The organism is Sphingorhabdus buctiana (genome assembly GCF_042680825.1).
In the GTDB taxonomy this organism is placed as follows: Bacteria; Pseudomonadota; Alphaproteobacteria; order Sphingomonadales; family Sphingomonadaceae; genus Sphingorhabdus_B; species Sphingorhabdus_B buctiana.
Window position 1 is genome coordinate 339,934 of sequence record NZ_JBHUEL010000004.1, and the last position, 20,596, is coordinate 360,529.

Below are 20,596 nucleotides of genomic sequence, written 5' to 3' on the forward strand. Positions count from 1 at the left end.
GGATTGGTAAATGTAAAACGCTGGCTCAATCGCCCGTGCGGATGCGGTCGATCAACTGCTTCACCGTCGGTACAAAACCGTTCGAATAAAAGGGATCGCGGCCAAATTCATAGGCCGCGTGGCCGGCAAACATCAGATTCTCGTCAATCGGCGCGCCGTGCGCAATGTTCTGCAAAGCCTTCTGGATGCAGAAGCTACGCGGGTCGGCAAGTCGGCCTGTTGAGTTGTTGTCATGGTCTTTCCATGACGAGAATCCGCAATGCGATAGGCAACCCATGCAATCCGCCTGATCCTTGCGGATCACGCCACCCTCTTCGGGTGTGACGAAGACGAGCGTATTGTCAGGCGTCTTGAGCGCCATGGTATAGCCGCGCGCATCCCATTCACGGGCGCGTTGCAAATCGTGCGGGGTAACCCAGAAATTCTTGCCACGCACTCCCACGTCAAGCGTGGCGGTATGGTCACCGGCCTGTTCGGTCGAATAGGGAATCTGCCGTTCCGAACGTGCCTGCAATTCGCGCAGGAACGGGTTGATCACCGCACTCGAATAGAAACCGGTGGGCGAGAATTTGTGCAGCAGCACGCCGCCTTCCGGAATCTTGGTCAGATGATCCTTCCACGCCTGAGGGATCGGGCTTTCCTGCGTCAACAGGGGCCGCGTGCCATACTGAAAAGCGATCTGCCCCAGCTCGGGATTATCGATCCAGTTTTCCCAGTCGCGCAGATACCAGACGCCGCCGGCCATCACGATCGGGAGTTCATCGGGAATGCCTTCCTCGCGCATTGTGGCACGAAGCGCCTTCACGCGCGGATAAGGATCCTCGGGCTTGGTCGGGTCTTCAGCGTTGGAAAGGCCGTTATGCCCACCTGCCAACCAGGGGTCTTCATAAACGACAGCGCCCAGCCATTCAGGCACCTTGCTGTAGGCGCGTTTCCAGAGCGCGCGAAAGGCACGCGCCGAACTGATAATCGGCAGGTAATAGACGCCATATTGCGCCGCAATTTCTGAAAGCTTGTAGGGCATGCCAGCGCCGCAGGTGACGCCGGTGACCAGACCCTTGGTCTTTTCAAGAACGCCGTGCAGGATGCGCTGGGCTCCGCCCATTTCCCACAAAACGTTGATGTTGATCGTGCCCGTCGGGCCGGCAATATCATAGGCGCGCTGGACCTGCGTTATCCCGCCGCGAATGCCATATTCGACGAGCTCTTCATGGCGTTCCGCGCGGGTGCGGCCCTTGAATATCTGAGGGATGAAATCGCCATTGTCATCATAGCTGTCGGCATTGACGGCCGAAACGGTACCAATACCACCTGCTGCGGCCCATGCCCCCGAACTTGCATGATTTGTGACAGCTACACCTTTGCCACCCTCAACCAGCGGCCATACTTCGCGACCGCCGTAGATGATGGGCTTCAGACCCTTGAACACGTAATTCTAACCCCTAATCAAAATGCACCGTCTGGTGCGCCTTCCCCATGAATTTCGCGCTAGCTGATTGCCTCAATCTTGTCGCGCAAAATCGGCGCGACGCATGGTTGCACCATAAAGCTGCTGATATCGGGCCAACATTTCTGCTTCCCCATATTCGGCCAACGCGCGCGCATAATTGGCATGCGACAATTCGATACGCAACTCAGCGTTGCCACCCAGTTCGCGCAAAGCATCGGCAAACCCTGCCTCATCATCGCGATCGATAATGAAACGACGATTTTCACGCGACACCATCGCCGCGACATCGCCAACATTGGTGGCGACCACCGGCCGCGCCGCCGCCATCGCCTCAACCAGCGAAATCGGATACTGCTCGCTGTCCGAAGAAAGCGCAAAAATATCGAACAGCCCGACAAAGCGGGCGGGATCTTTAAGGAACCCCGGCATCATCAATCGGTCAGCAATCCCCACGCGCTGCGCCTCAGCCAATATGGCGTCGCGTTCCGGCCCTTCGCCAGCAATCGCCAGCCTGAAATTAGGGCCCGCTGCAGCCACGGCGCGCACGAGCCGGGGCAAATTCTTAACCGCACGCAACCCGGCAATCGTTCCCACGATGATTTCGCCATCTCGTTTCACATAGCCTGGAAAGCAACCGCGTTGCGGCTTCTTGTCATAGCGATGAACGTCGACGCCATTGGGGAAGCGATAGACCTTCTCGACCGGCTGGTGCCACACCTGCTTGGCGATCTTTTCAAGCGATAGCGAGGGCACGACCAGCGCCGCCGCGCGCTGCAAGGCAATGGTGCGGAACCAGTTGCGTTTCCAGTTCAGCTTTTCCCATTCGTCTTCGTTGAAGCCATCTTCATGGTGGATCAACGGCGGCAAGCCCATGCTCGCGCCGAGCAATGTGCGCGCCATCACTCCGTCCATCGCGCCCCAATTATAGCTGAGCACCAGATGGAATTTCTTCATATATTGGGCCAGCTTGCGATAGCGCCCCATGCTTGGCCGACCGTGCAGCGCCGGCGCAGTATCGCCGGGAAACTCAACCTCAATCTTGCGATCAATCGCCTCGCGCGCACTGATTGCATCGGGGACTGCGGAGAGCACAACATGTTTTGCCTTGCCACCGAAATGGTTCATCAAGCGCACCGCGCGCGCCTCCTTCCCGCCAAGGTCGAAGCTGCTGAAAAGATGGAGAATGCGGACTTTTGACATGACTTACTTGATCGTCTTCAAAAACTCTGTAATCGCCGATTGAGCATCATCCTCATCGAGTGACGGGGCGTGGCCAATACCCTTTACCGTCACAAGATTCGCCTGCTTCACCTTCTTCACCATCTTGGTCGCTGTCGCTTTTTCGAGGATATCCGATTTCTCCCCGCGCAGGATGAGCATCGGGACGTCTTCCAGCATGTTGAACAGGGGCCATAGATCGACCCCGGCTTCGCCGCCGGGCTGCTTGAACGGCTCCGATATCTTCATGTCATAATCGAAGACGATGCGTCCGTTCGACGCCAGCTTGCAGGTGCGTTTTGCAAAGCGCAGCCATTCCTCAAGCCGGTAACCCGGGTAGATATCGCCCTGCGCCTCGGCCAGAGCTCTTGCGGCGTGCATCCAGGTCTCAAAACTGCGCCCCTGCCCGACATAAGACCGTATCCGTTCCGCCCCGGCCTTGCCGATTTCCGGGCCGACATCGTTGAGGATGACGCCTGCGAGCTTGTCCTTCCATTGCGGCGCGAGCAGCATCGAAACGATGCCGCCAAGCGAGGTTCCGAACAGCACGAATTTCTTGAGGTCCAAATCGCGCAGCAGGATATCCATATCCTGCGCATAGGTGACCGGAAGGTAGGTCATCGGGTCTTTGGCATAGGCGCTTTCGCCCCGCCCACGAAAATCGATAGCCAGCATCCGCCTTTTACCGCCAAGCAGTTTTACCACCGGTTCAAAATCGCGGGCATTGCGCGTCAAGCCCGGCATGCAGATCAACGGCGCGCGCGAGGCAGGCCCCGGATAATCGCGGTAATGCAACCGCAATTCGTCATTCGATGACCAATAACCGTCTTCGAAATCGGCCATGCTTGCCTTTCCTGCCGCATGCCCCCAGACATTGCGAACCATGAATGTGAATCCCTCCCCCGCCCCCTACCGCGCTGATCCGAAAATCACCAGCCTTGGCGACAAAATTGGCGATCCCGTTCGGCCGGCGAATTTTCCGCAAACCATATTGCGGTTTCGCAACGATCGCTGGGCGGCGACAGTGGGGCTCGACAAGCTTAGCGATGCGGAGTGGATCGAGCATTTCGGCCGCTTCCAGCCTTTACCCGAAAACCTGCCACAACCGCTAGCTTTGCGATACCATGGGCACCAGTTTCGTGTGTACAACCCTGAGATCGGCGACGGACGCGGTTTCCTTTTTGCCCAGTTGCGCGACCATCTTGGGCGGTTGCTCGACCTGGGTACCAAAGGTTCCGGAACCACACCTTATAGCCGCCAGGGTGACGGGCGACTGACACTGAAAGGCGCGGTGCGCGAAATCCTTGCGACCGAAATGCTCGAGGCTTTGGGCGTCGAAACCTCCAAAACCTTTTCGGTGATCGAAACGGGTGAAGAATTGCACCGCAATGACGAGCCATCACCGACACGATCAGCCGTGCTGGTGCGGCTCAACCACAGTCATATCCGCATCGGTACATTCCAGCGCATCGCCTATGAAGATGATGCCAAGCGGATGCACGCATTGGTCGATTATGTGCTGCGCAATTTGTACGACGTGGAGCCGGACGATAACCCTGCCGCGCAATTGATGCGACTGGCGGTGCCGAGGATCGCCGACCAAGCGGCGGCATTCATGGTCGCAGGCTTTGTCCATGGCGTGCTCAACAGCGACAATATCAATGTGACGGGGGAGAGCTTTGACTATGGCCCATGGCGGTTCAATCCGACTTGGAACCCGGCGTTCACAGCCGCCTATTTTGACCAGAACGGTCTCTATGCCTTTGGCCGCCAGCCGGAGGCGATGCACTGGAACCTTGCACAACTAGCCATATCGTTGCGGCTGATCTGCGATTCCCCACCACTGGTGGAGGCATTGGAGGGATATCCGGCTGCATTTCAATCGGCGCTGGTCCGACGTTTCCTATGGCGGTTGGGCGTGGCATCGCGCGGGGAGGAAAGTGATCGCGCCTTGGTCGAAGCATCGGAAAGGGCAATGATCGAGGCATCAATACCCATTGCAGACTTTTTCCATTTTCACCGCTTTGGACAAGTGCTGGAAGAGCTATATTCGGGGGAGCGTTATGCCGCCTTCGCCGCATTGCTCAGCGAGTATGCCGCACCCGGCAATGCCCAATATTGGCAGGCGCATAAACCATGTTCGATGCTGATCGATGAAGTCGAAGCAATCTGGTCAGCCATTGCCGAACGCGACGACTGGACCCTGCTTTACACCAAAATCGATGCAATTCGGCTGTTCGGCGAGGTGCTGCGAAGCGTATGATTTTACGCCATTTGACGCTGGTTATTTACTTGAATTAAAGGTTCCTGCGGTCAAATATGGTTAACGGCAACATGGGGTCGCACCAGCGCTTTGACCTTGAACGAACTTGTCTCTTACGAACCGGCGACGGGAGCGCAGCTTTGGCGCGGCAACAATGGCGACGTCGATGCGGCCGTTTACGCTGCACGTGGTGCTTGGGCGCGTTGGGCAGCGGCACCGTTGAGCAGCCGGCTGGAACGGGTTCGCGGCTTTGCCAGCAGAGCCAAATCCGATCTTGAGAAATTTGCCGATCTCATTTCGCGCGAAACCGGCAAACCGTTGTGGGAATCGCGCACCGAAGTTGAATCGGTGATCAACAAGGTCGATGTCTCGGTAAAGGCCTATGCCGACAGAACATCGCAGCGCCGCTTTGATGGCAAGCCCGGCACGCGCAATGCGGTCCGCCATAAGCCGCATGGTGTACTCGCGGTTCTTGGACCCTATAATTTCCCCGCACATTTGCCCAATGGCCATATCATCCCGGCGCTGATTGCCGGGAATGCAGTGGTCTTCAAACCTTCCGAAAAGACACCGGCTGTCGGCCAATTCCTTTTCGATCTTTATCGCAATGCCGGAATTCCCGAAAGCGTCATCAATATTGTCCACGGCGGAGCGGAAACCGGCAAGGCGCTGTCCATGCATGAAGGCATTGATGGCTTGCTCTTCACTGGCTCGGCTTCGACCGGGGTTGCGCTCAATCGGCAGTTTGCCAACCGGCCGGACAAGATCCTCGCACTCGAAATGGGCGGCAACAACCCGATCATTGTGTGGGACACGCCCGAATTGTACAGCGCCGCTGTGCTGGTCGCGCAATCGGCATTCCTCTCTGCAGGACAAAGGTGCACAGCTGCGCGCCGCCTGATCATCAAGAATAGCCTGTACGATGTGTTCATCCCTGAATTGAAAAGGCTAGTGGACAGACTTGTAATCGGGGAACCGCATGGCGAGCCCCCACCGTTCATGGGGCCGGTCATCGATAATGATGTCGCAGACGGACTGACCGAAAGCTTCCTCGCGCTGATGAGCCACGGCGGACATCCAATACGCCATATGACCCGTCCCATCGAAGGTCGTCCCTTCCTCTCCCCTGGCATCATCGATGTTACCGACATGAAAGAAAGGCCCGATATCGAGCTTTTCGGGCCGCTGTTGCAGGTGATCCGGGTTTCCGATTTCGATGCGGCAATCGATGAGGCCAACAACACCCGCTATGGCCTTTCGGCGTCGCTGATCGGCGGTACGGCGGAGCAGTATAACCGCTTCTGGTCAAACAGTCGCGCTGGCGTGGTCAACTGGAACCAGCCAACCAACGGCGCTTCTTCAGCCGCCCCGTTCGGCGGGGTCGGGCTTTCAGGCAACCACCGTCCCAGCGCCTATTATGCCGCCGATTATTGCGCTTTCCCTGTGGTATCGTCCGAAGCCGACACCCCCAAAGCGATGATCGGCATAGGCCTGCGCGACGAAGTCGTGGCCTCACCCAAAACTTTACATTCGCCCGATTCCCGATAATTCGACCGCATGAAAAATGCGGATATCTTCGAATTCTATCGCCGCCTAGCAGAGGCCAATCCCGATCCGCAGACCGAATTGGCCTATGGCAATGACTATCAATTGCTGGTTGCGGTAACGTTGTCGGCGCAATCGACCGATGTCGGCGTGAACAAAGCAACGCGAAAACTGTTCGAGTTTGTCAAAACACCTGCCCAGATGCTGGAACTGGGCGAGGACGGCTTGAAGCAGCACATCAAGACGATCGGTCTGTTCAATTCGAAGGCCAAGAATGTCATCGCGCTTTCCGAAATTTTGGTGCGCGACCATGGAGGCGAAGTCCCCGCCAATCGCGACATACTGGAAACGCTGCCCGGTGTCGGCCGCAAGACTGCCAATGTCGTGATGAACACGGCATTCGGCGCCGAAACCTTTGCCGTTGACACGCATATTTTCCGCCTTGGCAACCGGACGGGCCTTGCCAAGGGCAAGACCCCGTTGGCGGTAGAAAAGCAACTCGACAAGAAAACGCCCGCACCTTTTCGCCGCGGTGCGCACCACTGGCTGATCCTGCACGGCCGCTATATCTGCAAGGCCCGTACCCCCGAATGCTGGCGTTGCCCGGTAATTGACCTGTGTGCCTACAAATCCAAAACGCCGTCGCCCAAAGCGAAATCGGTCAGCAAGGGTTAAGCTGCATTTGGTCAAGATATTGTAGCATCAGTGGAATGTGGAGGCCGATATGAAACGACAGATATTGTTCCTGACCGCCGCGATTGCGGCCATTGGTGGAATGTCAGCCACGGCCATTTCGGGCGGCAGCATCAGCGAGCGCCGAGCGAAAGCATTGGCGGCCTACGAACCCGCCGGCGAACCGGTTGACTGCGTCACATTATCGCAGGTGCGTTCCTCCAGAGTGATTGACGACCGGACGATCGATTTCACGCTGGCGGGCGGCAAGGTGTATCGTAACACCCTGCCTTATAGTTGCCCCAGCCTTGCCAGCGAAGAGCGCTTTTCGCACCGCACCAGCCTGAACCAGCTGTGCAGCGTAGATACAATCCGCGTGCTGCAGTCGTTCGGCGGAGGATTGCAGGAAGGTGCCGGATGCGGCCTTGGCAAGTTCCAGCCGATGCAGAAGATACAACCGCGCTAATGGCGTTCACCTGATTGCTTTGATCTCGCGCAATGCGGGATCGAAGCAAGCGCTGCATTCTGTCTTTGTTCAAACAAGCAACAAGGACAGAAAATGACCCACGTTTCGCACGAACTGCACGACGAATTTCCTGCTGACGCCGAGATCCTTCACAAGTTGAAGGTCAGCGATGCGCATTTTGCCAAGCTGGCCGACCATTATCACGAGCTAAACCGCGAGATTCACCGCGTCGAAGCCGGGATTGAAGCTGCCTCGGATGCTCGCACCGAAGATCTTAAAAAGGAACGCCTGTCGATTCTCGACCAGGTTTCGGCTATGATCACTGCCGCAAAGGCAGGAGCGTCTACATGACCGATCTATCAACCGTGAAAGCCAGCCTCGAAAGCCGTCTGGCCGAGTTGAAGGGGCGGGTTGAGCGTATCGAGGCCGATCTCGCCGAACCGCACAGTGCCGATTTCGCCGAACAGGCTACCGAGCGCGAAGATGACGATGCGCTTGAGGGGCAGGATGCTTTGCTGGGGCGGGAAATCACGGCCATCAAGGCAGCGCTCGGCCGGATTGAAGATGGTAGCTATGGCGAGTGTACGCGTTGCGGTGAGCCCGTGGGTGAAAAGCGGCTGGAGGCCTATCCCGAAGCTGCCTTGTGCATTTCCTGCGCCCGTGAGCTGGAGCAGCGTTGAATGCTATGAATGATTGGCAATGGCCCTGTTTTCGGTGAAGATTTCCCAAGCGGATATGAACATCGCAGCGATGACAGGGCCAACGATCAGGCCGTTAATCCCTAAAACGCTCAACCCGCCCAGCGTTGAAATCAGCACGACATAATCGGGCATCTGCGTATCTTGGCCGACCAGTATCGGGCGCAAGACATTGTCGACCATGCTGATAACGAAAAAGCCAAGCAGCAATAAGGTGAAGCCTTCCCAGACGCTCCCTGTCGCGAGCAGGTAAAGCGATACGGGCACCCAGACGATACCGGTGCCAACCGCAGGTATCAGCGAAAACAAACCCATTACCACGCCCCACAGCACCGCTGCACGGATATCGAGGAAGGCGAAGATCAATCCGCCCAATATGCCCTGCACAATGGCGACAACGATGCTTCCCTTCACCGTCGCGCGGATCACGGTAGTGAATTTGTCGAACAAGGCGCGGCGCTGATCTGCCCGGAGCGGAATCGCCTCGCCGATACGGCGCGTAATATGACGACCATCGCGCAGCAGGAAAAAGGTCAGGTACAGCATCACGCCCAGCGCCATTGCGAAGTTGAAAGCGCGCTGCCCCACAGAAACGGCCTGCCCGGCAATGATCTGTACACCCGTTGTAACAAAAGAGCTCAGTTTCGACTGGATTTCCTGGATATCGGTTTCGATATATCGCCCGAGTATTTCCTGCCAGCGCTGCGGCACAAGCGCCTGCAATTCATGGCCCAAAGCGGCGAAATCTATCTCCCTTGTCTGCAGCGAGTCATAGGTTCGGATAGCTTCATCGACCATCAATGAACCGACAACAAATGCGGGAATGATGACCAATGCGATCACCAGCAACAAGGTAAGTGTCGCGACCGTGTTTTTTCGCGCCGGCATTTTGAGAAGCAGCCGATCATGGACCGGGGCAAAAGCAATGGTGACGACAAGCGCCCATAAAATGGCCCCGAAAAAGGGCCAGCTTATCCATGCCATTGCCAGCGAGACGAAGAGCACGAACCCAACAAGGACGCGATCTTCGAATTGTGTGCTGTGCGCCGCGCTATGGGATGCCGGTTGGGGTTTGTCGCTCATGTCGCTGATGGATAACGCGCTTTTCGCACGCTGTCATGCGCGGAGTGCACCCCATGCACGGCTCCGATCAATTCGCAGCAGCATGCCCCGCAATCAGCTCCACCATACGATCAACCTGTGACGGCGGCAGATCGTGAGCCATTTCGTCGATAATCTCCAGCCGCGCACCTGGCACGTGGCGGGCAATGTCGACGCTGCCATCCTTGGGAACCAGCGGATCGGCACCGCCATGGATCACCAAAGTAGGTGTGGTGATCGTTTTCAAACGCTCGACCCGGCTGCCATCGGCTATGATCGCCAGCAATTGGCGCCTTGTGCCGATGGGATAATAGCCGCGGTCAAAGGCCAGCCCGGCTATTTCGGCATGGGCGTTTTCCGGGCGGGCAGGATCGGGGTAGGAAAAGGACTTCACCAGTTCCGCGCCAAAGGCCACTGCTTCCTCCCGATTGGCACCCGATGGCCGTGCCGCCATCATTTGCCGGCGAATATCCGCACGCGGGCCGGGTAACCCGGGTGCACCGCTGGAAGACATGATCGATGTCATGCTCAACAGGCGTTCGCGGTGGTTCGCAGCCATTAGTTGTACGATCATCCCGCCCATAGATGCGCCGACAACATGCGCCTGTTCGATCCCCAACGCATTGAGCAGCCCGATCCCGTCCTTCGCCATATCGGACAGCGTATAGCCGACGCCGAGCGGGAAGCCGAAACGTGCCTTGAGCATCGTCCACACCAGATTGGGAGTCGCAGCCTGCTCCATACGCTGCGACATGCCGACATCTCGATTGTCATAGCGGATTACGCGAAAACCCTTGCCGACGAGGCCATGTACAAACTCGTCCGGCCAGGCAATCATCTGCGCGCCCAACCCCATGACCAACAGGATTGCAGGCGCGTCGGATGGGCCGTGGTCCTCGTAATGTAGTTCAATCCCATTGGCTGTAATATTGGGCATTATTCCCCTCCCCCATGATAAAAATCATATACTGTTTGCGCCACCGCGGCTGATACGCCAGGCGCCTTCTGCAAATCCTCAAGGCTCGCGCTGCGCACCGCGCGGGCGGTGCCGAAGTGGAGCAGAAGCGCCTTTTTGCGCGAAGGGCCGATGCCGGGCACTTCGTCGAGCGGACTGGCGGTGATCGCCTTGGCGCGCTTGGTGCGGTGGGCGCCGATGGCGTAGCGGTGCACTTCGTCGCGCAGGCGTTGCAGGTAGAATAGCACCGGAGCGTTGACCGGCAGGGTCAGTTCGCGGCCGTCGGGGAAGTGGAAAACCTCACGCCCCTCGCGCCCATGATGCGGCCCCTTGGCGATGCCAATGAACGGCACATCCTCGATCCCCAGCCGCTCAAACACTTCGCGCACTGCGCTCACCTGCCCCTTGCCGCCGTCGATCAGGACGAGGTCGGGCCATTCGCCCTTATCACGATCCGGGTCCTCCTCCTGCGCGCGGGCAAAGCGTCGCTCCATCAATTCGCGCATCATCGCGAAGTCATCATTGGTGGCTGCCTGCTTGATGTTGAATTTGCGATACTGGCCCTTGATGAAGCCTTCCGGCCCCGCGACCACCATCGCGCCGAGTGCGTTACTGCCCTGAATATGGCTGTTGTCGTAAATCTCGATCCGTTGCGGCGGTTCGGAAAGATCGAACAGCTCGGCAACCTCGCGCAGCAATTTGCCCTGCGTCGTCGTTTCGGCCAGTCGCCGGTCGAGCGCCTCCTCAGCATTGCGCTTCGCCTGCGCGACCAGCCTTACCCTGTCACCCCGTTGCGGGACGGCAATCTCTACCTTGCGCCCTGCCCTTTCGCTCAGCGCCTCCGCCAGCAAGTCCGCTTCGGGCAACTCGCGGTCGAGCAGCAGCAAGCGCGCTGGGGGCACCTCCTCATAGAATTGGGCGAGCACCAGCGTCAGCACCTCTTCCTCGCTGCTGTCCTGAATGTGCGATGGGAAGAAGGCGCGGTGGCCCCAATTCTGCCCGCCACGGATGAAAAAGGCCTGGATGCCGATCACGCCCTGCTTGTGTGCCAGCGCAAAGATATCGGCATCGCCAATCCCCGCTGCATTGATCGCCTGTGACCCCTGGATGAAGGTGAGTGCCTTCAGCCGGTCACGCAGCAGCGCCGCGCGTTCGAAATCGAGCGCCTCTGCCGCGCCCTCCATCTCCTTTGCCAGCTTCGCCTGCACCGCAGTCGATTTGCCGCCGAGAAAAGCCTTGGCGTCTGCCACCAGCTCGGCATAGCCCGCCTTGTCGATCCGCCCCACACAGGGCGCGGAGCAGCGCTTGATCTGGTAAAGCAGGCAGGGGCGGTCGCGGTTGTTAAAGAAGCTGTCGGTGCAGCTGCGCAGCAGGAACAGCTTTTCGAGCGCGTTCAGGGTGACGTTGACCGACCCGGCGCTGGCAAAAGGGCCATAATATTCGCCCTTATGCCGTCGCGCCCCGCGATGTTTCTGGATGCGCGGAAAATCATGGTCGGCGCGCAGCAGGATGAAGGGGAAGCTTTTATCGTCGCGCAGGAGGACGTTGTAGGCCGGTCGGTAGCGCTTGATCAGTTGCGCCTCGAGCAACAGCGCCTCTGCCTCGCTGTTGGTCGTGACAATCGTCATGCTGCGCGTCAGCGAGACCATCCGCCGCAGCCGGTTGGGTAGCCGTTCAACCTGCGTGTAATTGGTCACACGGTTCTTGAGCGCCCGCGCCTTGCCGACATAGAGCACATCGCCGCGCGCATCGTGCATGCGATAAACACCGGGTTTGGCCGGCAGCGTCTTCAGCACATTGCGGATCGCCGCCACCCCGCCCTCAAGATCGGGCTGGTCTGCCCCGCGCACGGCATAGGTCTGCGCCTCTTCATTGAAGCGTGATGCTGCGTTGGGAAGGTCTGGGCGGTCGGCCTTTGACATCTAGTTTCAAAATGCTACTTAAATTGCGAGTAGAGGAGACATTAGATGCAAGTTTCGGGAAAGACCATATTGTTGACTGGCGGCACTGACGGAATTGGCCGCCAACTCGCCGGGCAACTCAAGGCCAAGGGCGCGACCGTGATAGTTACCGGGCGAACGCCGGAACGGATCAATGCCGCGAAAGCCGCCGGTTTTGAGGTCATCAAGGCTGACCTTTCATCACGCGATGGTGTCGATGCGATATTGGACGCGGTTAAAGGAAGGCCTATCGATATCCTGATCAATAATGCAGGCCTTGGCAGCGACCATGATTTCCGCGAGGCCGAACCCGATCTCAACGACAATGACCGCTGCATCACAGCTAATCTAAACGCGCCCATCCACCTGATAACCAGGCTAATGCCGGTGCTCAAATCCCGGCCCGAGGCAATGATCGTCAATGTGACGTCGGGCCTCGCCATTGCGCCGCGTTCGGGCGGGCCAATCTATTGCGCAACAAAGGCTGGTCTTCGCAGCTATACCATGGCGCTGCGCCATCAATTGCGCGGGACGGGCGTCCATGTGCTCGAAGCGCTTCCCCCGGTGGTTGAAACCAAGCTGACAGCAGGACGCGGCGGCAAGAAGAAAATGCCGGCATCCGAATGCGCCGCACAAATCCTCGATGCGATTGAAACCAATGCGGACGAAGCCAATGTCGGTATGACCAAGCTGCTGCGGATTGCCGAAAGCATCTCGCCCGCTTTGGCACGCAAGATCATGATCAATTTTTGAGACAAAGAAAAAGCGCGGCTCTTTCGAGCCGCGCCTTTTCGCTCAATTCTCCCTCGTAGCGAGGGATGAAGCTTAGTTCAGCTTTGCAATCGTCGCATCGACGAGGCCGGCATCGGCCTTTGCGTCATGATGCGCCGCGATCAGGGCTTCGGCGGCAGCTGCTGCAGCTGCAGCGGCCTGAGCGCGAACGTCAGCAATAGCGGCACGTTCAGCTGCGGCGATCTTTTCCTCGGCCGCTTTCGAACGACGTGCAATCAGCGCAGTTGCATCTGCCTTTGCCTTGGAAACGATCAGCTTGGCTTCTTCAGCGGCATGGGCCTTCATCGCTTCGGCTTCGGCGGCAGCCTGCTTTGCCTTGGCTTCATAGTCGGCCTTGATGGCTTCAGCCTCCTTGCGAAGGTTGGTTGCATGATCAAGCTGTTCCTTGATGCCGGCAATCTGTTTGTCCAAAGCAGCACCAATCATCGCCGGTACCTTTTTCCAGACAGCGAGCGCGATGACGATGAGCATCGCGAGCGCCACCCACATCGTAGCATCCATGCCGAGCGCCTTGGGCTTGGCATGCGCTTCCGGGGCGGCATGCGCTTCGGTCGTGGCGTGCGTTTCCGCGACGGGCGCACCGTCGACGGTGGTGTCGTCGATAACGGCCTTTTCGGTGGCCATTGCTTCGGGGGCTGCTGCCTGTGTCATCAGCTCAATACCGCCTTCACTGCAGTCGCTGCCTGTGCAGCACTTACCTTCGCACCCGAAACCTTGGCGACGATGTCCGCCGCGGCTTCGGCTGCAACAGTTTCAATGCCCGACAATGCCTTGCTGCGCGCCTTGGCAAGATCCGCTTCCGCGGCAGCCAGCTTGGCAGCAATTTCTTCGTCCGCCTTGGCGAGACGCGCTTCGGCTTCCTTGGCAGCCTTGGCCTTGGCGGCTGCCGCCTTGGCCTGGGCCTCGCCACGAGCAGCGTTCAATGCATCGCTTCCACCAGCAACCAGACCCTCCGCTTCGGCACGTGCTTTTTCAGCAGCAGCTAAGTCATCAGCAATCTTGCGATCACGTGCTTCGACATTGGCGTCGATTTTCGACACCATGCCGCGGCCGATCACGAAATAGAGAATGCCGAAAACCAGCAGCATCCAAAAGAACTGCGAGGCATAGGTTTCCAGAATCTGGGCGATTTGAGGCATTTTATCCGCTCGCTAGAAGGAGGGTTTTATAAGGTCGGGCCATCAAGAACGGGAAGTGGCCCCCGGCGTCAAAGCGCCGGGGTGTCCTCCCCTAAAAGCTCTTAGGCAACGAAGATCAGGATCATCGCGACGACGAACGCGAGCAGACCCAAAAGTTCCGCAGCCGCGAAGCCGATGAAGAGACGGCCCTGCTGGCTGTCAGCTGCTGCCGGATTGCGCAGTGCGCCCTGGAGGAACGAACCGAAGACGTTACCAACGCCGCCAGCTGCGAGACCCGCACCGATAGCTGCGAGACCGGCACCGATCAATTTTGCTGCTTCTGCTTCCATGATACTAACTCCTGTTAAAACTCAAACTTGGTTGAAAAAACTCAGTGCAGGTTGACCGCGTCGTTGATGTAGAGCGAGGTCAAAAGGGCAAAGACATAGGCCTGGATCGCACACACTAGCAGTTCCAGCAGGGTGATACCGATCATCAGGATGAACGAAGGCAGGCTGACCAGAGGTGCAACCCAAAGCGCTTCCGCATTGAGGCCGTTGATCACGAAGCCTGCGAGCACCTTCATCAGCACGTGGCCGGCGGTCATCGCGACGAAAAGACGCAGTGCGAGGCTGAAGGGGCGGATGAGGAAGGAGAAAAGCTCGATCAGCGGGATGAGCCAGAGCAGCCACCAGGGCGTGCCGTGCGGCACGAACAAGCTGAAGAAATGCAGGCCATGACGCCAGAAGCCGACGACGAGAACCGTACCAAAGCTGAGAACCGCGAGAACCGCGGTGACCGTGAGGTGACTGGTCACAGTAAAGGCGTGCGCGCCGGGGACGATACCGATCGGCATCATGCCCATGAAGTTGGCGAAGAGGATGAACATGAAAAGCGAGAAGACCAGGGGCACATATTTCTTGCCCTCGGGCCCAATGCTCGAGCTCATCATGTTGTTGATGAAGCCGGTGACGCCTTCGACCGCCATCTGCCAGCGACCGGGGACGAGCTCGCGCTTCATGCCGCCAGCCATGAAAATCCAGATCGCGCCGAGCACGACCAGCATGAACAGCGAAGAGTTTGTGAACGAGATGTCGTAGCCGAATAAATCCAGTTTCGCCAAAGGCTCGATCTGGAACTGGTGCATCGGATCGATTTTGCCGCTTTCGCCTGCCACTTTTCCCGTACCCTGCTTATGCCAACAGCCCCGCAAGCGGGGCCGTGTTTATACGACCGAAGCGCCCAGTTGCCGCACCTGTGGTGCTACTCCGGACGCTCCTGCGAAATCCTGTAAATATTCCTGAAGGCGACTGCTATTCCGAGGAACATACAGACCAACAAGAGCGCTGGCGCGGTGTCAAACAGTTGGTCAAACAACCAACCGACTAGAGCACCACCCGCAGGACCGGCGATCAGTTCGGTCAAGACCCGGTTCCCCTGCCGCATTCCTTTGGCGGGGGGCACGTCCTGCCCCGTACGTTCTGCCTCGGCCTTCCGGACCTTTTTCAGCTGCATGTCTAACGAATCGAGCCGAGGGTCTTTTGTGCCGTTGCCATCCTGCGCGGGATCTTCTGAAGCCATGCAATTCCTCCTGTTTCGAAAAGGGAGAACCACCAAGACTCCGGGCAACCCCGCCAAGGCACGCGCCCTTTAGGAGAGGGTCTTGCCCAAGTCAACTGCCATGCAGTGGCGGAACAGCAAAGGCCCGGGATTTGCGCCCCGGGCCCCTGCAAAACGATTGCTCGCGTTTGTTATGGGCAGCGCACATCCAATAGCGGCGGGCTTGCGTCGCGTGTTTTCCAGCTACCGTCAGGCGCCTGATATTTCTCACCCGGAACCGTGCGCTCCTTGATCAGACGGCACCCCGTGCGGAAAGCCATTTCCTCGACGGTTGCACCATTGGCGAGCGCCTCTTCGGTGTACTTCGCCTTGCGCTTGATGTTGAGGTCTTCAACCAGCGCACGCACCGCAGGAGACGGTGTTGAAACAAATCCGAGATAGCCATCGGTCTTTTCACCGATCAGCCCTTCGGAACGCGCCTGCTGATAGGCTGGATCGCGCTGCGCCATGGCGCCGCTGCCGGCAACAGCCGCACCAATCAGCAACGCTGCTGCTGCCATTTCGAGGCGGTCTTTTATTTTTTCGCTTATAGCCATCAGAATATCTCCGAATTCTCTTCAATCACTTCTTTCGAAGCCTGGTCCAAGCGGTAAAGCACCTCTTGCCGGATCGCGATGTTGAGGTTGATCACGATAGGCTTGTCGGGCGCCTGAACCTGCACACAACCCGCAAGGGCCGATGCGGACAGACAAATGAAGAGAAACGCTCCTTTCTTCATGTTGGGACGGATCGCACCATTGCCAACCGCCGTCAATCTGTGTCGCATATAGTCCTCCCTCGCTTTCGGCAGGCTGAATGGATTGTTCACCGTGCGATCAATTGATTTCATTGTTCTGCCTCTGGCTTTTTGTCTGGGTCCTGCCCCTCTGCATCCTGGCTTTCGATGAGGCTGCGTCCGCGCTGAAGGGCATAGTCGGCGTCGTATAATCCCCTGATCGAACTGATCAGTTGAAGGAATTCCGCCTCTATCCGCACATTGAACTGGATCGGTATTTTGGCGAGTTGCTTGGTAATGAAATTCTGCTTGGCGAGGCTGCCCTGTTGCAGCCCATCGAACGCCACGTCGGTGATGATCTCCCCGTCGAGTTTTCCATTCACGCCAATGCGCATTTCCTGAAAGCGAATGGAGCGCAGCGCCTGAAACGCGAAATTCGCAAATACTCCCATATCTTCATAGGTGAGTTCACCGAGATAGCTTAACTCCCCTCCCCCCTGCCGTGAAACCAGCACCCCACCAACGATGCGACCACCCTCTTGGTTGAAAACCATCGGCAGAACGCCGTCGAATACGCCTGAAACTTGCAAATTTTCGAAGTCGTAACTGGCCAAGAACTTTGCAGCATCTAGGCCGACCAATCTGAAGGTCAATTTTCGCTCTGCCTCCACATCAAAGTCGATGACCGTCGGCTCCAAAATCAGTTCGCCACCAAAAAATGGCCAGCGCCCCTCCTCTATCCGAACCTGTTGGTCGGGCAGCAACTGGTAACGGATCACCCCATCGAGCGCCTGAATGCCTGGGTTGAGCGATTTGACCCGCGCGATCTGCCCCGGCTTGGTGACCATTCCGAGCAGGTCGGTGAATTCAATTTCGGTATCCAATCCTTCGACCGGGCCGAATGCCGCGGCAAGGTCGGTCGTTGCAATGTTGAACCGTCCGGAACTGCGAACGCCTTCGGCATCCCACTCAATGCGGCCATCGCCGCTGATCCGACCATCGACATTGGCGATATGCCCTAGCGTCAGTGGTGTGAGCATTTCGGGCTGCAATTGCTCATTGAAACGCAAGCCATCGACCGAGAGCAACGCATTTCCTGTGCCCCTGCCCAAATTATGTTCGATCTGGGCATCCGCGACCTTCACGCCGCTTTCGGGCTCGTGCAAATTGCCGATGGCCGTGATCTGATTGTCGGTGAGCGTAAGCTGGAAATCGGGCACACGAAGCGGATTGAAGCGGTCCACTTGCTCTGCATCGGAAACGAACAAGGTGGCATCGAGCCCCAGGACGCTATCCTGCCAACTCCAATTTCCGGCCGCATCGCCAATCAGCAAAGGCACATTACCAATCTGCCCTGCCCCGCCATTGATCGTGCCATAGACGCCCTCATCACCCAATCGTCCATCAAGCCGGGCGACAGTAAACTTGCTGAGAGCGTCGCTGTCTCCGAAATCAACGGCGACATCATTCGCCGCAAATCCCCGCTCCAGATCGAAACTGATACCGTTACCGCGGGCTTTCAGCGGTGAACTGCCCAATCGCCCTGCCACTGCCAGCGAAGGAATGGTCAATGCAAAACTGGTCTGCCCGTTGGTGATGCGCAGGATCGTCCCACGCTGCGGGCAGGCCCGCACGGCACCTGCGGGCAATCGCAACGCCCCGGTTGCCAGTCCGCTATAGCGCAAATCGGTGCACGAACTGTTCATGGCGAGGTTGCCATCACGGAAACTTCCGTCGATCGGGAAACGCAGATCGGTGATGGTTCCGCCGAGCAAAGGCCCAGTCAGCAGGGCCTGGCCGGAAAAGCGCCAACCTCCATTTGCTCCACCCCTGAAGGCCAAAGTCGGTATCGCGATGCTTCCACCCGGAGCCGAATAGGGCGACAGGTTGAGTGTACCTGCCCATCCGCGACCTTCGGGCCGCAGGGACAGCCGACCGGTGGGCATATCGCCGCCGGTCAGACTGAAATTCACGGCATCCGCCAGACGACCATTGGCTGCATTGAACGACCCTTGCTGGCGCAGGATCATACCGCTGGCGGAACGGACGAACAGGTTTTCGATTGCGACTTTCGAACCAGCGGGCGTTGTGACGATGTCGAAACGGGCAGTTGCATCAAAGTCGCGAAGTGCCTGTCGGGCCGCCCGATCCAGACGGCCGACGACCGGGCCGATAGGCGTGGATTTGGTACCCAGCACCAGCCGATCCATCGAAGGCAGAAGCGAAGGCGACAGCGAAGCACCATTCAGCGCCACATCCCCGCGCGCCGAGAGCGCCAGCCCGGCATCGGAGAAGGAAAAGTTTCCATATGCTTCACCTGCTAAGTTACGCGCGCCGATATCCGGCATGCGCAACCGCGCCTGCGACAGCGCAAGCCTATAATCGGATCGCCGCTGCGTGCCATTGAAAGCAAGTGTGGCCGAAATATCATCTGCAAACCGTTTGTCGGCATTTGCCGATTTGGCGCTGATGGCAACTTCGCCCAGCCAGCGGTCGAATGTCTCGGTAAACTCAACCTTTCCATCGATCCTGGGACGGGCCAACGCCAACTTCTGATTAGCGCACGCCGCCAAGTCTGCTGACAGCGGGCCAATGAATTCTGGGTGGACGTTCCGGATGCGAACCGCGCCATTATAGCGCACGCCCCTTGCGGTGCAGCCAGCACCAGACAAGGAAGGCGAACGTGCAATCAATTTGCCGTCGAAACGGTTGCGCAGATTGCCCTTGCCAACCACCGCAAGCCCGACCCCCCCCCAGGGCGTCGCAAGCGAAAGTAGCGCGTCGGTGAGCTGCACGTTGATATCGGGCAGTGCCAGCGGCTCCTCGCTCTCCATGTCGCGGAGCTTGTCTAGCTCGCCCAGATAAAGCTTTCCATTTGCGAAGCGGCCTTTCACGCGCACACCGTCGGCGCGGATGGCGCGCAAGGACGGTGTGCCAAAACCTATCGCAAGGTCGATATCGATGGTCTTTGCAGTCAAATCGGGTTTGGCGGGATCGCCGATGACAATATTGCGGATACGCTGCGTGCGAAAACCTATGTCCTGAATTTGATAGCTGGCTTGAACGCCATTTTTTTCGAGGTAATCACGGACGTAACGGTCAGCAATATCAATACGTTGCCACCAGGCATAAGCCAAAAGCAGAAGGATGAGCACCAGAACAGCGCCAAAGACGTAGCGCATCCGCCAGCGTCGGCCCCGGATTACTTCGGGAAGCTCATCTTCCATCGGAATATAGATGCGCCAAAGCCCCACCGCTTGCAACGTCGATTTCTTCCAAATGCCTTGCAGCAAAGGCAAAATTGCGAAACAAGCTTAACCAATGTCAACTTCGACCGGCAAAGATGATGGATATGGCGAGGGGCACCGGGAACGGTTGCGCGAACGCCTGCTCAATCAAGGCGGCGATGGTTTACTTGACCATGAGTTGCTCGAATATTTGCTGATGCTCGCCATTCCGCGAATCGATACCAAGCCGATCGCAAAACAACTGATCGCCCATTATGGCAATCTCTCTTCGGTATTTACCGCAGATGCCTATAGCCTGCAGAACCAGAAGGGTATTGGCGAAAAGGCGGCGGCGGCCGTCAAACTGGTACACGCATTGATGCTGCGCATGGCGTCCGAGCCGGTGCGCGAACAGCCGATCCTTTCGAGCTGGCAGGCTCTGCTCGATTATCTCCGCCTCGATATGGCGCACCTGACGACCGAGCGCGTGCGTGTGCTCTATCTCAATACCAAGAATATGCTGATCCGCGACGAAGTCGCGGGCGAAGGATCAATCGACCAGGCACCGATTTACACGCGGGAAATCATCCGTCGGTCGATCGATCTTGGCGCGGCTGCCATCATCTTGGTGCACAACCATCCCAGCGGCGACAGCTCACCCAGCCGGCAGGATATAACGATGACACGCGAAATCATTGAAGCAGGCAAAAGGCTGGGCATATCCGTGCACGACCATGTCATCATCGGCAAGGACGGGTTCACAAGCCTGCGCAGCGCAGGCTTGCTTTAATTTCGCTCATGCTTTGGGAACGCGCC

General features: G+C 57.9%; 22 protein-coding genes. 8 read left to right on the top strand and 14 right to left on the bottom strand.

Annotated features, from left to right (window positions below):
- Positions 1 to 25: 25 nt before the first annotated feature.
- From ACFSAG_RS06765 to ACFSAG_RS06775, 3 genes are all read right to left on the bottom strand, one after another.
- Positions 26 to 1,429 carry an NAD(P)H-dependent flavin oxidoreductase gene (locus tag ACFSAG_RS06765; RefSeq protein WP_381512732.1) on the bottom strand — a complete coding sequence of 468 codons (1,404 nt, stop codon included), beginning with the start codon at positions 1,427 to 1,429 and terminating at the stop codon, positions 26 to 28.
- 72 nt (positions 1,430 to 1,501) lie between these two features.
- Positions 1,502 to 2,650 (bottom strand): glycosyltransferase family 4 protein, encoded by a 1,149-nt coding sequence (locus ACFSAG_RS06770; protein ID WP_381512735.1) that lies wholly within the window; start codon positions 2,648 to 2,650, stop codon positions 1,502 to 1,504.
- Positions 2,651 to 2,653: 3 nt separating this feature from the next.
- Positions 2,654 to 3,511 carry an alpha/beta fold hydrolase gene (locus ACFSAG_RS06775; RefSeq protein WP_381512737.1) on the bottom strand — a complete coding sequence of 286 codons (858 nt, stop codon included), beginning with the start codon at positions 3,509 to 3,511 and terminating at the stop codon, positions 2,654 to 2,656.
- 40 nt (positions 3,512 to 3,551) lie between these two features.
- Between ACFSAG_RS06775 and ACFSAG_RS06780 the strand changes: the two genes are divergently transcribed.
- The 6 genes from ACFSAG_RS06780 (at position 3,552) to ACFSAG_RS06805 (ending at position 8,294) form a co-directional block, all read left to right on the top strand.
- Entirely contained in the window at positions 3,552 to 4,931 is a 1,380-nt protein-coding gene (locus tag ACFSAG_RS06780) for a protein adenylyltransferase SelO family protein (protein ID WP_381512740.1), read from the top strand.
- A gap of 54 nt (positions 4,932 to 4,985) precedes the next feature.
- Entirely contained in the window at positions 4,986 to 6,479 is a 1,494-nt protein-coding gene (gene astD / locus ACFSAG_RS06785) for a succinylglutamate-semialdehyde dehydrogenase (RefSeq protein WP_381512839.1), read from the top strand.
- A gap of 9 nt (positions 6,480 to 6,488) precedes the next feature.
- The gene (gene nth / locus ACFSAG_RS06790) at positions 6,489 to 7,151 is read left to right on the top strand and encodes an endonuclease III (RefSeq protein ID WP_374611655.1); all 663 of its coding nucleotides are present in this window, start codon (positions 6,489 to 6,491) and stop codon (positions 7,149 to 7,151) included.
- A gap of 49 nt (positions 7,152 to 7,200) precedes the next feature.
- Complete coding sequence (locus ACFSAG_RS06795) at positions 7,201 to 7,614, top strand: hypothetical protein (RefSeq protein WP_374611657.1); 414 nt, start codon at positions 7,201 to 7,203, stop codon at positions 7,612 to 7,614.
- A 93-nt stretch (positions 7,615 to 7,707) separates the two neighbouring features.
- Complete coding sequence (locus ACFSAG_RS06800; RefSeq protein WP_374611658.1) at positions 7,708 to 7,965, top strand: YdcH family protein; 258 nt, start codon at positions 7,708 to 7,710, stop codon at positions 7,963 to 7,965.
- Positions 7,962 to 8,294, top strand: a complete 333-nt coding sequence (locus tag ACFSAG_RS06805; RefSeq protein ID WP_381512743.1) for a TraR/DksA family transcriptional regulator — start codon at positions 7,962 to 7,964, stop codon at positions 8,292 to 8,294. Before ACFSAG_RS06800 ends, ACFSAG_RS06805 begins: the two co-directional genes overlap by 4 nt.
- A gap of 3 nt (positions 8,295 to 8,297) precedes the next feature.
- On the opposite strand, the gene ACFSAG_RS06810 is transcribed toward ACFSAG_RS06805, so the two are convergent.
- The 3 genes from ACFSAG_RS06810 to uvrC all read right to left on the bottom strand — a co-directional run bounded on the left by ACFSAG_RS06810 (position 8,298) and on the right by uvrC (position 12,290).
- A complete protein-coding gene (locus ACFSAG_RS06810) occupies positions 8,298 to 9,395 on the bottom strand; it encodes an AI-2E family transporter (protein WP_381512746.1) in 1,098 nt (365 codons plus the stop codon).
- Between the two features lie 67 nt (positions 9,396 to 9,462).
- Entirely contained in the window at positions 9,463 to 10,350 is an 888-nt protein-coding gene (locus ACFSAG_RS06815) for an alpha/beta fold hydrolase (RefSeq protein ID WP_381512750.1), read from the bottom strand.
- Positions 10,350 to 12,290, bottom strand: coding sequence for an excinuclease ABC subunit UvrC (gene uvrC, locus ACFSAG_RS06820; protein WP_381512752.1), 1,941 nt, complete (start codon positions 12,288 to 12,290; stop codon positions 10,350 to 10,352). Before uvrC ends, ACFSAG_RS06815 begins: the two co-directional genes overlap by 1 nt.
- A gap of 45 nt (positions 12,291 to 12,335) precedes the next feature.
- Between uvrC and ACFSAG_RS06825 the strand changes: the two genes are divergently transcribed.
- Positions 12,336 to 13,061, top strand: coding sequence for an SDR family oxidoreductase (locus ACFSAG_RS06825; protein ID WP_381512754.1), 726 nt, complete (start codon positions 12,336 to 12,338; stop codon positions 13,059 to 13,061).
- A 72-nt stretch (positions 13,062 to 13,133) separates the two neighbouring features.
- Here ACFSAG_RS06825 and ACFSAG_RS06830 read toward each other — a convergent pair whose 3' ends face one another.
- From ACFSAG_RS06830 to ACFSAG_RS06865, 8 genes are all read right to left on the bottom strand, one after another.
- Positions 13,134 to 13,751: a F0F1 ATP synthase subunit B family protein gene (locus tag ACFSAG_RS06830; protein WP_381512756.1), complete on the bottom strand. Its 618-nt coding sequence runs from the start codon at positions 13,749 to 13,751 to the stop codon at positions 13,134 to 13,136.
- Positions 13,751 to 14,239 carry a F0F1 ATP synthase subunit B family protein gene (locus ACFSAG_RS06835; RefSeq protein ID WP_381512759.1) on the bottom strand — a complete coding sequence of 163 codons (489 nt, stop codon included), beginning with the start codon at positions 14,237 to 14,239 and terminating at the stop codon, positions 13,751 to 13,753. Before ACFSAG_RS06835 ends, ACFSAG_RS06830 begins: the two co-directional genes overlap by 1 nt.
- 101 nt (positions 14,240 to 14,340) lie before the next feature.
- Entirely contained in the window at positions 14,341 to 14,568 is a 228-nt protein-coding gene (locus ACFSAG_RS06840; RefSeq protein WP_115548870.1) for a F0F1 ATP synthase subunit C, read from the bottom strand.
- 41 nt (positions 14,569 to 14,609) lie between these two features.
- Positions 14,610 to 15,365 carry a F0F1 ATP synthase subunit A gene (locus tag ACFSAG_RS06845; RefSeq protein WP_374611747.1) on the bottom strand — a complete coding sequence of 252 codons (756 nt, stop codon included), beginning with the start codon at positions 15,363 to 15,365 and terminating at the stop codon, positions 14,610 to 14,612.
- Positions 15,366 to 15,481: 116 nt separating this feature from the next.
- Positions 15,482 to 15,799 carry an AtpZ/AtpI family protein gene (locus tag ACFSAG_RS06850; RefSeq protein ID WP_374611671.1) on the bottom strand — a complete coding sequence of 106 codons (318 nt, stop codon included), beginning with the start codon at positions 15,797 to 15,799 and terminating at the stop codon, positions 15,482 to 15,484.
- 170 nt (positions 15,800 to 15,969) lie between these two features.
- Positions 15,970 to 16,374: a YdbL family probable chaperone protein gene (locus ACFSAG_RS06855; RefSeq protein WP_381512763.1), complete on the bottom strand. Its 405-nt coding sequence runs from the start codon at positions 16,372 to 16,374 to the stop codon at positions 15,970 to 15,972.
- The gene (locus ACFSAG_RS06860; protein ID WP_381512766.1) at positions 16,374 to 16,667 is read right to left on the bottom strand and encodes a YnbE family lipoprotein; all 294 of its coding nucleotides are present in this window, start codon (positions 16,665 to 16,667) and stop codon (positions 16,374 to 16,376) included. Before ACFSAG_RS06860 ends, ACFSAG_RS06855 begins: the two co-directional genes overlap by 1 nt.
- Positions 16,664 to 19,846 carry an intermembrane phospholipid transport YdbH family protein gene (locus tag ACFSAG_RS06865; RefSeq protein ID WP_381512769.1) on the bottom strand — a complete coding sequence of 1,061 codons (3,183 nt, stop codon included), beginning with the start codon at positions 19,844 to 19,846 and terminating at the stop codon, positions 16,664 to 16,666. The genes ACFSAG_RS06860 and ACFSAG_RS06865 overlap by 4 nt, the downstream gene beginning before the upstream one ends.
- A 28-nt stretch (positions 19,847 to 19,874) precedes the next feature.
- Here ACFSAG_RS06865 and radC point away from each other — a divergent pair, with 28 nt between their 5' ends.
- Positions 19,875 to 20,570, top strand: a complete 696-nt coding sequence (gene radC / locus ACFSAG_RS06870; RefSeq protein WP_381512771.1) for a RadC family protein — start codon at positions 19,875 to 19,877, stop codon at positions 20,568 to 20,570.
- Positions 20,571 to 20,596 lie beyond the last annotated feature (26 nt).